Here is a 13149-nt window from a genome sequence, read left to right on the forward strand (position 1 = left end):
TATTATAAATTGTACGGACAATCCCACGATTAAGTTATTCGTCGACGGCTATAGATCGACCCGATCGCCGATCTCGACGAGTTCCAGCCGTCGTGGTGACTCGAAGCTCTTCGCGTGGTGGTGGAGCGCTTTCGGATCGGCGGTGAGTCCGCGCCACATATCCCAGTGACTTGGCACCACCCGCTCGAGCGAGAGCGCCGAGGCGGCTTCGACGAGCTGGTTTTCGTCGTTGTACCAGCGGGTTCGTTTCGGCTCTCGGGTCTGCTTGTCAGGGATCTGGCCGACGGTTCCGAAGGCGAGCACGCCGAGGTCGATGTCGTACGTCTCGCCGACGCGCTCGAACTCGTCGGTCGGTTTCGTATCGCCGCCGTGGAAGAACGTGCCGGCGTCGTGTTCGAAGACGTAGCTCACCGGATGGGTCGCGTCGGGATCGTTCGCCACCTCGACGTGGACCGTGAACTCGCCGATGTCGACAGTGTCGCCCTCGCTGACTTCGGCGAACTGCTCATCAGAAACGTCCCATTCTCCCGTCCAATCTTCGTCCTCGCGGGCGACGGTAAGACTGTCGTCGGGCGCGTAGAACGTCGCCCCCGTCGATTCGAGGATCGGGGCCTGACTCTCACCGTGGACGTGGTCGGTGTGTTCGTGGGTCGCGAGGACGGCGTCGGCCTCAGTGACGTCTTCGGGATCGAAGGGGACCGGGATCATCCGGACGGTTCGTGGTGGGTCGCCCAGTCCGAGGTAGGGGTCGATGTAGATCGTCGTTCCGTCGGAGCCTTTGAGAACGAAGCCGTTACAGCCGAGATACCAGACGGCTACCCCGTCGGGGTCGGCGTCTTCGATGTCTCGAACGAGCCAGTCTTCCCAGTCGCTTTCAACCATATGCGAGGGTGAGCGGACTGTGCGGGTAAGTGTTGTTGTCTCGATGGGCCCTCAGCGGGGGAGGAATCGAGGAAAACCGATCGACGACGACCGCGAACGCCGCCTCTGCCCGACCGAGAAGAGCGTCTGCAGGAGCGGACGGAACGGCTCACCGATTGCTGCCGGATCGAAGCACGCCGGTGACGGCGTTCAGTGATCGGCCTCGAGCGTTCGCCTGTGACGGCTGCTCGTGTGTTCCCTCGAGCCAAGACTCGTGCAACACTGGGTGCCCTTCGTAGGAGACCAGACTCGACTCGGCGTCGTAGCCGACGAGGCCGGCGTCGTTCAGGACGGGCAGATGAACGTGTCTGAGCGTCGACCACACCTGTTCGACCTCATCTCGCCGGATATCGCGGTCCATCTCGCTGGCCGCAACGGCTCGAGCGAGTGCCTCGGTCGAGTGTGGCTGGTGGCTCCCATCGAGGACGGACAGGACCGTTCGACGCCGCGAGTCAGACAGCGCCTCGAACAGCACGTCGAGGTCGACCCGATGATCGGTCGTCTGATCGTCGAGGACGGCTCCGAGTCCGGCATCGTCGAACGCCCAGTGAGCCGTCGTAACCAGACGGCCGTCGTCGGTCTTCTCGAGGAGACCCGCGTCGAACAGGGCGGGCAGCGTCCGGTGGTGGCAGTCGACGAGCAGCCGCTGTCGGTCGGCGTCGGTCACGGCAGTGGCGTCGCCAGCAGTCGTTCTGGCCGCGAGTTCGGCTGCAAGTTCGTGTTTCGTGACGCCAGTTGGCGATCGCTCGTTGACGATTCGAAGGGCTTCGCGCCGAGTCTCGACAGCGAACGCAGCGAAGGTCTCGTCTCGAGAGTGCCTCGATCGTCCGTAGCCATCGGGAGTACTCATCGACTACTGGTCAGTGCCTCTCAGGGAAAAGAACTCGCCCAAATCAGTTTGGATTCAGCAGCGTATTACCACTCTATTGCAGATATTCTGGTACAAATGGCTAAATAATCCGATAGAGTAGTACCGTATTTCGATATCAAACACTGATATTCAACTCCGAACGGTTGTCGTTTGGACCGGACTGTCCAGACAGCGGGTTGCGTCATTGTACGTCGCTACCACGGACAATTCCGGCTCCAAGAGCAGCATTCCTCGAGACGGCTGTCGTCGACTACCAGGTGCCGTGGAACGTGTCGAACGAGAGGCTGTCGAGGGGTTCGTCGCCGACGGCGATCCGGTACTCGCCGGGGGTGAGCATCGGCTTGTGGAACTGCGGGCCGTCGTCGGTCGTGATCCGTGGACAGCCAGTGTTGACGAAGGCGTCCATATCGAAGTTTCGGAGGCGGTCGGGCGTCACCTCGTCCATCGTGATGAGATAGGCGTTGTCGTTGTCGTTGATAATCTCCTGGGCCTGCTCCCAGCGGCCCTGTCCGATCTTGGTACAGAAGATGACGCCCCACTTCTCGGCGTCCATCGCGCGGTGGACCGCGCCGTAGCGCTGTTTGAGGAACTTGTCCGTGTCCGCGACAGTGACGACGTTGTTGACCGGGTCGGCGATGACGACGTGTTTGTCTGGGTGTTCCATCGCCAGCCCGAGCGGGTGGAACTTCCCGCCGCCGACGTAGAGCACCTGGTCTGCGGGCACGTCCGCGCTCGCGTAGTTACAGCCAAGTACCTGTCCCTCGTGGGTCAGTCGTTCGTCGCCGCGACGGCTGTGGACCTCGTAGCCGCGTTCTTCCAAGAACTCGGTCATCTCCTCGTAGCGGTTCATGTGCTGGGCGGTGGTGACGAGGCCGACGTCCTCGGTCTCCTCGGGTGACTCGAGCGTCTCGAGTGCCTCTTCCATGATCGGCTCGACCTCGACGTTCGAGAACAGCGGCACGTAGATGACCTTGTCCGTGTTCTTCATCGGCGAGTGACCGAAGTGGACGAAGACGTCGGTGCGTTTCATCAGATAGGTGTCAAGATCACAGGCCCCATAACACGGCTGGCCCGAGAGCATGAACGTTACGTCGTCGTCGGCCAGTGCTCGCAGGTCGTCGGCGACGGCTGGACCCCGTCGTTTCAATCCTTCGGGGAACTGCAATCCGACCTTTTTGGCGTCTCGCTCCTCGATCGCCTCAACGATCTGCTCGAGTTCGTAATCCCATTCGCGATCGTGTTTGAGACGCATCCCGGTGTTCCGGAGGTCTCCCTCGGTGTACTCCGACTCCTGACTCATTGACCGTCCTAACGGCCACGGACGTATAACGGCGGCGCTTCGGCAGTTTTGATTCTCATTATAAAACGGCGACTCGAGCGTGTTGGCGTTCGATCAGATCAGTTTCGTGGACAGTTACAATTGTCCCAACAGTCATAGTACTGGAGTGTAAATCAGGGGCTAATGTCAGCGGAACAGCCTGCAGACGGGTATCTTTTCGACCTTTACCGTCGATACATCGGAGAACCGGAAGACCGGACCGACGTCTACGTCGGGTTCGGTCTGTTCCTCGGCGGGATCGGCCTCGCGATCGTCGCGCTGGTGCTCTTTCTCTGGAGTAGCACGTTCGAGGCCCGCAGCGTTGCCCACGTCACGTGGGCCGAGCCGGCGTACGCGATCGTCATGGTCGCGTTGCCGCTGTTGATGCTCGGGATCGTGGTCCTGTTGCCGTCGGAGCGTCGGGTGCTGTACGCCTCGATCGCTGGGGTTGCCATCACGTTCGCGGCCGTTGCCGGTTTCCTCTATGCCTACCCCGACGACTGGAACGGCTGGGGGAACGACTACACGGCGGAAGTCGTCGCCGTCTACGCCGTCGGACTCGCCGGAATCACCGCGTCGACGGGGGCGGCATTGATCGCACACTACCTCGAGATGGCGCGTGCCGTCACGCAGACCGACGCCGACAGCGAAGACGACGAAGACGACGAGCCCGATTTCGACGTTCAACAGGATATCGACGACGCGATGGAAGACGTCGAACTCTCCTGGGGAGGTGTCGAGAAAACTGAACACAAGCGACTGAGCTTCTCCGAAGACGAGTTCGACGAGGTGTCGGTCAACACCGACGGTGCGGCGAAGACGACTCGCTCGACCGGCGTCGACGCACAGGTTGCCGGCCTCAAGGGACTGAAAGGCGGCGAGACCAAACAGACGACCTCCCAATCGACGGTCGACGACCAGACGGCGAAGCTCAAAGAACTTCGCGAACAGCAGCGTATCGATGAACTGGCGACAGAAGACGATAACGGCTCGTCGACGCCGATCTCGGGGCTACTCGAGCGGTTCCGTTCGCTCTTTCGGCGGGAGTAATTCCCCACTGGAGGGGTTAAAATAGGGTTGTCGTTTCTTAGTTGAGATGTGGATATTCCACATAGATTTATAATCCATCGGTGGCCTTTCTCGACTATGGCAAAAGGCCTAGACGTTGGGACGATGAACATCCTGTCTGCCCAACAGGATGGCAACGACACGGTGTTCGTACAACAGCGAAACTCCTTCGTAGAGATCGAGTACTCGGATATGGCCGAGCAGATGCTCTCGCGGAGTGAAGTGCTTCATATTCGGAAAGACGACAAGGTGTACGTCGTCGGCGACGACGCGCTGAACTTTGCGAACATTTTCAATAAGGAAACCCGCCGACCGATGAAACACGGGATTCTCTCGAACGACGAGAAAAGCGCGATCCCGATGATGAAACTCATCATCGAACAGGTCGTCGGCGAACCCGCTTATCCCGACGAGAAGCTGTATTTCTCGTCCCCTGCAGATCCGATCGACTCCGACCTCTCAACGCTGTATCACCAGAAAACGATCGAGTCGTTCCTCAACGACATGGGGTACGACTCCGAACCGATCAACGAAGGGATGTCCGTCATCTACAGCGAACTCGCGGATAACAACTTCACTGGGCTCGGAATCAGCTTCGGTGCCGGCATGACGAACGTCTGTCTGTCCTACTACGCCGTGCCCGTCATGAAGTTCTCCGTCGCCCGTGGTGGCGACTGGGTCGACGAACAGGCCGCCCGCGCAACTGGCACGCCCGTCGACAAAGTCACCTCGATCAAAGAGGACGACTTCGAACTCGACTTCACGACCGACGTCGGCGGCGTCGAGGGTGCGCTCTCGATTTATTACGAGAACCTGCTGGACTACGTCATCGACAACATCGTCCAGGAAGTCGACGAGGAAGACGTCGAGGAAGGTCTCGACGTGCCCGTCGTCGTCACCGGCGGCACCTCGAGTCCGAGCGGCTTCGAGGCGCTGTTCCGGGACCACCTCGCGGACGCGAACATTCCGTTCTCGATCAGCGGCGTCTCCCACGCCAACGAGCCACTGTACAGCGTGGCCCGTGGTGGCCTCGTCGCCGCCCGATCCGACGAGGACGTCGAGCACGAGACTGCCGACGACGAAGCCGAAGCGGCCGCTGCAAACGAGTAACCCCATAGTTTCAGTGTGAGTGTCGCACTGTGACGCTCACGTTTCATACGGACCGTCTGACCCCGATCACCGAACGTCGCTCGCGATCGCGACAGCAGACGGAGTCAGCCGTCAGTGACATCGTCGCCGCCAGTGACATCGTCGCCGCCAGTGACATCGTCGCCGCCAGTGTTGGCCTCGTAAAACCGATTGAATGCGTCCCGCCAGGACTCGGGGTCGTCCTCCTCGCGGACGTGGTCAACGGGCACGTCCGCAAACGCACAGTGTGGACACGACACCGTCGAGACATCACCAAGCGAGAGTTCCTCGAGCGAGCCCTGACACCGTGGACACTCCATACCCCTCTGTTAGACGGTCGCTTCTTAACTCTATTCGAACTTGTCATGTCCACAGAACACCGCGCCAACCGGGCTGCCCGCGAGCCCCGAACCCGACGGAGCTATGACACTCGAGACAGAAGCCGGTCGCAATGGCTGGCCCGTCGCGACGAACCCTCGCTCGAGCGCTCGAGACGCTTGCGGATTTTCCAGAGCCGTCGGCCGCCCTCGAGCAGTATCTCACGCCGCCGGAGATCGCCGCCCACATCTGCCATCAGGCACGGTTACAGGGCAATCTGGATCGCTGGGTCGTCGACCTTGGGACCGGCACAGGAATGCTCGCGATCGCGGCCGCACTCGCAGGGGCCGAGCGCGTGGTGGGGATCGACCTCGACCCCGACGCGCTCGCCGTTGCCCGGCAGAACGCCGCCCGGATCGACGAGGCGGGCCACGGCACGCTCGAGTGGCTTCGTGGCGACGTAACCCGACCACCACTCTCGCTCACCGACGCGACGGTGGTCTCGAACCCGCCGTTTGGCGCACAACGGGGCAATCGCCACGCCGATCGCGACTTTCTCGAGACGATCAGTTCGATTGCGAGCGTTTCCTATACGATCCACAACGAGGGCAGTCAGTCGTTCGTCGAGTCGTTCGCGGCCGACAACGGAGCCACGGTGACCCACGGGTTCAGCGCCGAGTTCCCCATCGAAAAGCGATTCGAGTTTCACACCGACACAACACAGACGCTCGAGGCGGAAGTGTTCCGGATCGAGTGGGCTTAGCCCTCGAGGTGCTCGAGGCGGGCGTAGCGGCCGGCCCGCCAGCCGGTGGCGAGGGCGACGACTGTCCCGACGACGAGTGCGAGTGCGAGGCCGATACCGTAGACCTCGAGTGGTGTCTGGAGGAGGGAGTCGAAGCCGACGACCGACGAGACGAGGAGGTTGAGCCCCCTCGCGAGGAGCGGTGTGGCTGCGAGCCCTGCAAGCCCGCCGAGGAGTCCGATGACGAATCCCTGAACGCCGATCGTTCCGGCGAGTACCCATCGCGAGAGACCGATCGCTCGGAGGGCTGCGAGTTCGTCCCGCTGTTGGTAGGCGACGAGCGCGAACAGGTTGATCGTCAGGACGATCCCGCCGACGAAGGCGAGTCCGACCAGTGTCGCCCCGCTTGCGAGGACGAGTGGGCGCTCTTCGAACATCGCGCTGACCTGCTCGTCGCTGGTACGGACGTCGTAGGTCGGGTACGCCGCAGAGAGGTCGTCTCTGACGACGGCTGGATCGGACCCGTCGTCGACGCTTGCGGTGATGAACGTCGCTCGATCCGTCCTCGTGGTTCCCGCGACGGCCTGCAGATCGGTCAGCGGAACGGCTTCCGCGTCCGAGCCGAGATACTGCGAGTAGTAGGCTGCGATTCCGACGACGGTGAACTCGTGGTCGCGTGCCGTCTCCCGGCTGGTTCCGAGATAGACCGTCTCACCGACCGAGACATCGAGCCGCTCGGCTGTATTGGGGTCGAGCACGATCTCCTCGCTCGTCGGTTCGCTGGCACGCTGGTGCTCGAGATGCTCTCCGTCCGAGGCGTTGATTTCGGTTTCGAACCCGCTCCCGGCCTCGAAGTCGAACCCGTCGTGTGTTTCGTGGACGCCGACGGCCGAGGTTCGGACGAGGTCGTCTTCGTCGGTCCCGAGATACACGTCGTGCATCGCGATCGGCGAGGCGGAGCTGATATCCTCGCGTTCAGTGATATCGGCCGAAACACCGTGCGAGCCGACGATCGGGTTCTCAGTCCCGCTGGCGGAGGGGTCGATCGGATCACTCGAGATCCAGATATCTCGGTTGGCGTTCTCGAGGCCGTCTTCCCCCGTCTGGACGACGCCGACACCGAGGCCAGCGAGCAACGTTACCGATAACACGGCGAGCGTGACCGCGAGGACGGTGAGTGCGGTCCGGCCGGGTGATCGGCGAAGCTGTGCGAACGCGAGGCCGACAACGGCTTTCGTCCGGATGGCCGCTCGTCGCAGACTCATCGTCCCACCTCCGTCAGGACGGACGTGCGAGCGGCTACCACGAGCGGGTAGGGGATGGCGACCAGTCCCGAAAGGAGGGCGACGACGATGGCGTAGGGGACGAACACCGGATGTGCTTGCGCGACGGCGCCCGGAGCGACGGTTGCGCTAGCGATGGTGTTGAGCGCGTGGATGCCACCGATGCCGAGGACGACCCCCAACAACGCCCCACCGAGCGTGGTGAGCAGCGTCGAGACCGCGATAATGGTGAGGCGACTGTGTGTAGGATAGCCCACCGACTCGAGGACCGCGAGGGTTCGTCGATCCTCGTTGACCGCCATTCCGGTCGTCGTCGCGACGAACGACGCACAGATCACCACGCCGACGACGAGCGCGAGCAGACTCGTCGCGAACGCGAGGCCGTCGCCGAACAGCGCAGCAGGGTCGGTGCTCTCGGCCGACTGCACTGCTGCGTCGGGATACGTTTCGGTCGCAGCCGCCGTCGCTGCGTCGACCTCCCCCCAGACCAGGACGGTGTCAGCAAGGTGGCCACTGTCCGCGCCGGCGATCGTCTGCAGGTCGCTCAGATGGACGAGTGCGATCGGCGTCTCGAGGTCGTCATCGCTGCCCGTCTCGACGGCAGTCGCGGTAAACGACGGTGCCGGCGTTTCGTTCGACCGATGCGGGCCAGTGACCGTGAGGTTCTCGTCGGTGTCTGCCTCGAGGCGATCCGCAGCCGCAGCCGAGAGAACGAGTTCGCCCGTTCGTGGGCCATCGTACGAGCCGTTCGCGTAGTGGGAATCACCCGCCTCGAGTGTCGCCGTCGAGAGCCCGCCGATACGCCGTGGCTCGTCGTCGGGAACGACGCCGACGAGCAAGACCGTCTGTGGATCGCCGTTCGGGGACTCGAGTTGGACTGGTTCGACGAGAACCGGCGAGGCGTGCTCGATGCCGTCTTCGGCGCGGATCGTGGCGGCGCGCTCGTTCGTCGCGCCGAGTCGTGCCCCTTCGACACCGTCGACGGCCGACAGCGTCGCGCCCGCTTCGGGCGTGATCCGGACGTCGGCATCGTCGTCGGCGAGCGCGCCGCCGTCGGCGAGTCCCAGCGCGACGCCCGTCACGATCACCAACAGCGCAATGGTCAGTGCGACGGCGGCGATCGTCGCCACGAGCCGGCCGGATCTGGTCTGAATCGTTCGCTTCCACAGTCGAATGGCTGCGATGCCGATGAGTCCGCGCCAGCGGGCACGGCGTGTCCCGGCCGACTCGAGGTCGAATCGGTCGTCATCTGCCATCCGTACTCACCTGCCCGTCGCGCAACTCGACCACGCGGTCGGCGACCGACAGCGTTGCGTCGTCGTGGGAGGCGACAAGCACGGCCCGGTTGCGGCCGATATCGGTCAGGAGATCGAGCACGTCCGCACCCGTCGCCGTGTCGAGTTCCCCCGTCGGCTCGTCGGCGACGATCACGTCCGGATCGGTCACGAGCGCCCGCGCGATGGCGACCCGCTGGCGTTCGCCGCCGCTGAGTTCGCCCGGCAGATGGCCCGTCCGATCCGCGAGCCCGACCCGCTCGAGTAAGGTCTCGGCGCGTTCGCGTCTGGTCGCCGTCGGCACACCCGCTTGCACGAGGGGTAAGGCGACGTTCGCTCGCGCCGACAGCGACGGCAGCAGATGAAAGCGCTGAAAGACGATGCCGATATGCTGTCGGCGCAGTCGCGTTCGCCGTCGATCCGAAAGGGTGGTCAGATCGGTGCCAAGCAGTTCGACGCTGCCGTCGGTTGGCACCAACAGCCCGGAGACCGTATGTAGAATCGTCGATTTACCGCTGCCGCTCGGTCCTGCCAAACCGACGATCTCACCCAGTTGTACCGCCATGGAGACGTTTTGGAGCGCCGTCACCACCCGATCGCCGCCCGTATGGCCACCGCTCGAGCCGTACTCGTGGGTGACCGTCTCGAGCCGAACGGCTGTCGTCGGTTCGGTTCCGGTACTCGCCTGCCCAGTTGCGGAGACCACCTGCTCCAGTGCGTGATTGCTCATCGGTTCGGCGTTCAACTCGCTCGGATCGATGGCACAGGCGGCCATTGTTTCTCTCCGGCTTCCCACAGCAAGGACGTGGTTAACTTCTCCCACTGTCCGCAACGAACTGGTTTGCAGTCGCTACTGTACTCGAGTCGCGACCGTCCGGTCCCGCAACGTGTTTGGCACCGATAACCGAGACGGTCATGGCCGAAACGTACACGTATTCGTGACTGTTCGGCGTCGTCTCACGCCCCGGTCGGCGATCGGCGATACCTGACGACAGGAGTCTCTCTCAATCGTACGTCTCCGCGCTCGCAACGGCGACCCGCGTCCCGTTCGAACTCGCATGGATCGTCTCCTCACCACGCTCGAACGTCAGCCCACCAGCAGTTGCCGACGCACCCATGTCGGGTATCGTCGTCGTCTCGGCGACGCCGGTCTCGAGCGACTCGACCTCGAGGACGAACGTTCCGTCCTCGGATGCGATCGTCACGGCCCGGTTGTCGATGCGGACGTCAGCACGCGAGCCGTTGGACTCGTATGCGAGTTGGCGGTCGTCGCCGTCGGTCCAGAGATCGACCTGATACACGGTGTCGTTGCCGACCGGCTCCCAGCCGGTTCGTTCGACGTGGACCGTCTCACGCCAGCCGGGGCCGCCGACGACGACCGACTCCGCGCCCGTAAACGCGAGGCGCTGGCTCGACACGGACTCCAGCCAGAGCTGGCGCTGTTCGCTGGCGACGATCACCCCGCTGGATTCGATCGAGATGGCGTTCTCGAGCGGGCCGACCCTGACCGGCGCGGTCAGCTCGTTTTCGACGCCCTCGGCGTACTGGATCGTGTAATCTCCGACCTCGACGGCGGCGTCCGAGGACGTAGTGGCGTCGTCAAGCACGAAGACGTTGAGCGGGATCGCCATCCCGGCGACGACCGCGAGCACGACGAGAACGACCACGGATGCCGCCCGTCGGGAGGTACCCGACGACTCGCGTGGTCGTGTCCCCGTCGCCAGTTCGTCGATGCGCTCGAGTCGCGGTGTCGCGGCCGTCGTCCGCTCGCCGGTCGCGCGAGCGATCTCGAGGGCCCGTTCGACCGACGAGTTGGGACGCCTTCGACGCACTCGAGCGAGTCGGTGCTCGAGCCGCCGTGGAACGATCGGTTCGTCGACGTCGGTGGCTGCGAGCGTGATCACGAGCGCGAGTGCAACGACGATGAGCACGCCGGGGCCCTGATAGAGATAGAAGGTGTTCTCGCTGCCGAACCAGTAGATCTGCCACAGCCCCTGTGCGAAGCCGTACAGCAAGATGGCGACCCAGAGTCGAAGCGGGTCAGGTGCGTGACCACGCCTGCGAAGCAGCGCGATCCCGAGCACGAGACCGAGAAGAAAGCCGAGGGCGTGGCCTTGGATGGCGATGCCGGCCCACGACGGAGCCGACGGCGGGCTCGGCTCGGCGACGTAGACGCCGATGGGCGTCTGAAGCGCCCGGTACAGGATCACGACGACGCTCTGAACGCCGAGGACGCCCACGATGGTGGTGATCGGATAGTGGACGAGTGCGAACGCGGCGAAGGCGAAGACGACGCCCGAGAACCCGATCACGGGTCCCAGTGCGAACAGACTCGTGACGATCGAGATCGTGACGACGGCAAGCGGAAAGAGCACCAGCGCCCGTACCCAGGGATGGGTTCGCCACGTGGTCGGTGCCGATTCGTCCCGCCCGTTCGGATAGTGGCCCCACGCGTACTCCGCGATGGGGGCGACGATGATCGCGCCTGAAAGGTTGCCGATGAGGTGTCCCGGGCCAGCATGGGACAACGACGCCGTCAGCATTCCCAGTGGGTAGAAGTACGAGTACGCCCGGTAGGGGATCGTTACCGGATCGTCGAACGCCGTCAGTCCATCTTGAACGACGAAATAAACACCGATGACGACGCCGATGACGACCAGCGAGCCCCACGGTACCCCCATCACGAGCCGTGAGCGAGCGGTCTCCCGCCATCCACGTTCGGGGCGATGAAGCCGTCTGACGGTCGCTACCGAAACGAGCAGCGCCACCACCGTCAGAATCGGCAGGAGCGTCCCCAAAAGCGCTCCAGTCGGGACCATATCCTCTGGTTCGGGCGAGACTGTATATGGATTTCCTCTCTCTTTCGCTCGCCCGTCCGACTCGAACTCGAGCGAAAGGAAAGGTACAAGCGGCCGACGGACGGATACGAGAGTATGGAACTGCGGGTCACCGAGAGCAGCGAGAACGAACTCTCGATCGAAATCACCGGCGAGGACCACACCTTTATGAACGTCCTCAAGGGCACACTGCTCGAGCACGACGACGTAAGCGCCGCCACCTACGACGTGAATCCCGAACAGTCGGGTGGCCAGACGGAACCGATTCTGACGATCAAAACCGAAGCCGGCGTCGACCCTCTCGAGGCACTCGAGGAGGCCGCAGTCGACGTTCGCGAGAAAGCAACCTCGTTCCGGGACGCGTTCGAAGCAGCCGCATAAACGCCGCCGGCCCGGGCCGAGCCTGATCGAATCTCTCTCCGTTCTCGACCGAACTCGAGCGCTAGCGCTGTGTGCACAGCCAGTAGCGCAGCAATCAGTTCGTGATCGTCATCGACCTGTTCGCGACTAGCACGCCGCGTAGAACACGTAAACCGAGCCGTCGACGACGTGGATATCGAGCCCTTCGCGGTCGTACTCGGAACCGCCGGTGTTCTCACGAAGCCCGTCAGCGATGTCGTCGGCGAGTGTCGATTCGTCGTCGTAGTCGGTGATCGTGAGGGTTGGCTCCGCCCGTCCAGCGATCGGGTCGCGCTGGCAGTCGACACCGAACTCACTCGGCGTTACCTGTGCCGGGCTCGCATCGTCGTAATCGACCGCGACGAACGCGCGGTTCATGTATTCGGCGTAGGCCGCGAGGTCGTCGTCGTACGCCCGTGACGCTTCCGCATCGCGGTCGGCCTCGAGACGGTCGTGGACCTCACGTTCGGTCGCCTCGAGGTCGATCCCGGCTGCTTCGGTGCCCTCGCCGGGTGCGTCGGGTGGCGACGGCGCGCCGAGGCCGGGGATGACCGACAGCGGGATGATGCCGGTCGCAAACAGTGCCGCGATTACTGCGACGACGACGAATACCGGGGCGTAGGGTCTGGCTACCTCGAGCCAACTCGGCGTCTCGAGGTCGCGGGCCACGTCGTCGTAGGTCTGTTCGGTCTTCTCGAGGTCGGGGTTGCCACAGCGCGAGCAGGGCGGGTTGTTCTTGACGTGTTCGCGATCGCAGTTCGGACAGGCCCAGACGTAGGTCGTGCCGGTGTCGACCGTTTCGGTCGGCGACACCGCCGGCTCGTCGTCACCCTCGCGGACGACGGCCTTCTCGAAGGTGTTGTGCCCGCAGTTGTCACAGGGTGGGTCGTTCGATTCGTGCGGTTTTCCACACCACGTACACCGCCAGTTCACTGGTAGTAGAGCACGACCGTGTCAGTATAAGCGTATTGGAAATCGGAACGAAAACAG

The 13149-nt window shown here is 63.3% G+C and carries 13 protein-coding genes; 4 read left to right on the top strand and 9 right to left on the bottom strand.

Features of this window, described 5'->3' with window-relative positions; all coding sequences use genetic code 11:
- Window positions 1-48: 48 nt before the first annotated feature.
- From C495_RS15040 to dph2, 3 genes are all read right to left on the bottom strand, one after another.
- Complete coding sequence (locus C495_RS15040) at window positions 49-882, bottom strand: MBL fold metallo-hydrolase (RefSeq protein WP_008164420.1); 834 nt, start codon at window positions 880-882, stop codon at window positions 49-51.
- A 148-nt stretch (window positions 883-1030) separates the two neighbouring features.
- Complete coding sequence (locus C495_RS15045; RefSeq protein ID WP_008164421.1) at window positions 1031-1771, bottom strand: DUF7344 domain-containing protein; 741 nt, start codon at window positions 1769-1771, stop codon at window positions 1031-1033.
- A gap of 271 nt (window positions 1772-2042) precedes the next feature.
- Complete coding sequence (gene dph2 / locus C495_RS15050; RefSeq protein WP_008164423.1) at window positions 2043-3092, bottom strand: diphthamide biosynthesis enzyme Dph2; 1050 nt, start codon at window positions 3090-3092, stop codon at window positions 2043-2045.
- A gap of 162 nt (window positions 3093-3254) precedes the next feature.
- On the opposite strand from dph2, the gene C495_RS15055 reads away from it, so the two are divergent.
- Both C495_RS15055 and C495_RS15060 read left to right on the top strand, forming a co-directional pair.
- The gene (locus C495_RS15055) at window positions 3255-4160 is read left to right on the top strand and encodes a DUF7139 domain-containing protein (RefSeq protein ID WP_008164425.1); all 906 of its coding nucleotides are present in this window, start codon (window positions 3255-3257) and stop codon (window positions 4158-4160) included.
- A gap of 96 nt (window positions 4161-4256) precedes the next feature.
- Window positions 4257-5288: a disk-shape morphogenesis protein volactin gene (locus C495_RS15060; RefSeq protein ID WP_008164426.1), complete on the top strand. Its 1032-nt coding sequence runs from the start codon at window positions 4257-4259 to the stop codon at window positions 5286-5288.
- 104 nt (window positions 5289-5392) lie between these two features.
- On the opposite strand, the gene C495_RS15065 is transcribed toward C495_RS15060, so the two are convergent.
- Window positions 5393-5626, bottom strand: a complete 234-nt coding sequence (locus C495_RS15065; RefSeq protein ID WP_008164428.1) for a zf-TFIIB domain-containing protein — start codon at window positions 5624-5626, stop codon at window positions 5393-5395.
- Between the two features lie 131 nt (window positions 5627-5757).
- On the opposite strand from C495_RS15065, the gene C495_RS15070 reads away from it, so the two are divergent.
- Window positions 5758-6387 (top strand): METTL5 family protein, encoded by a 630-nt coding sequence (locus C495_RS15070; protein ID WP_008164429.1) that lies wholly within the window; start codon window positions 5758-5760, stop codon window positions 6385-6387.
- Here the strand turns inward: C495_RS15070 and C495_RS15075 are convergent.
- The 4 genes from C495_RS15075 to C495_RS15090 form a co-directional block, all read right to left on the bottom strand.
- On the bottom strand, window positions 6384-7631 hold the full coding sequence (locus C495_RS15075) for an ABC transporter permease (RefSeq protein ID WP_008164430.1): 1248 nt from the start codon (window positions 7629-7631) through the stop codon (window positions 6384-6386). The genes C495_RS15070 and C495_RS15075 overlap by 4 nt on opposite strands.
- Window positions 7628-8905: an FtsX-like permease family protein gene (locus tag C495_RS15080; protein ID WP_008164431.1), complete on the bottom strand. Its 1278-nt coding sequence runs from the start codon at window positions 8903-8905 to the stop codon at window positions 7628-7630. The genes C495_RS15075 and C495_RS15080 overlap by 4 nt, the downstream gene beginning before the upstream one ends.
- Window positions 8895-9653 (bottom strand): ABC transporter ATP-binding protein, encoded by a 759-nt coding sequence (locus C495_RS15085; protein WP_049890381.1) that lies wholly within the window; start codon window positions 9651-9653, stop codon window positions 8895-8897. Before C495_RS15085 ends, C495_RS15080 begins: the two co-directional genes overlap by 11 nt.
- A 274-nt stretch (window positions 9654-9927) precedes the next feature.
- The gene (locus C495_RS15090) at window positions 9928-11742 is read right to left on the bottom strand and encodes a rhomboid family intramembrane serine protease (RefSeq protein WP_049890376.1); all 1815 of its coding nucleotides are present in this window, start codon (window positions 11740-11742) and stop codon (window positions 9928-9930) included.
- Window positions 11743-11856: 114 nt separating this feature from the next.
- Here C495_RS15090 and C495_RS15095 point away from each other — a divergent pair, with 114 nt between their 5' ends.
- Window positions 11857-12141, top strand: a complete 285-nt coding sequence (locus C495_RS15095; RefSeq protein ID WP_008164434.1) for a DNA-directed RNA polymerase subunit L — start codon at window positions 11857-11859, stop codon at window positions 12139-12141.
- 126 nt (window positions 12142-12267) lie between these two features.
- On the opposite strand, the gene C495_RS15100 is transcribed toward C495_RS15095, so the two are convergent.
- A complete protein-coding gene (locus C495_RS15100) occupies window positions 12268-13092 on the bottom strand; it encodes a hypothetical protein (protein ID WP_008164435.1) in 825 nt (274 codons plus the stop codon).
- Window positions 13093-13149: the final 57 nt, after the last annotated feature.

The organism is Natronorubrum sulfidifaciens JCM 14089 (genome assembly GCF_000337735.1).
In the GTDB taxonomy this organism is placed as follows: domain Archaea; phylum Halobacteriota; class Halobacteria; order Halobacteriales; family Natrialbaceae; genus Natronorubrum; species Natronorubrum sulfidifaciens.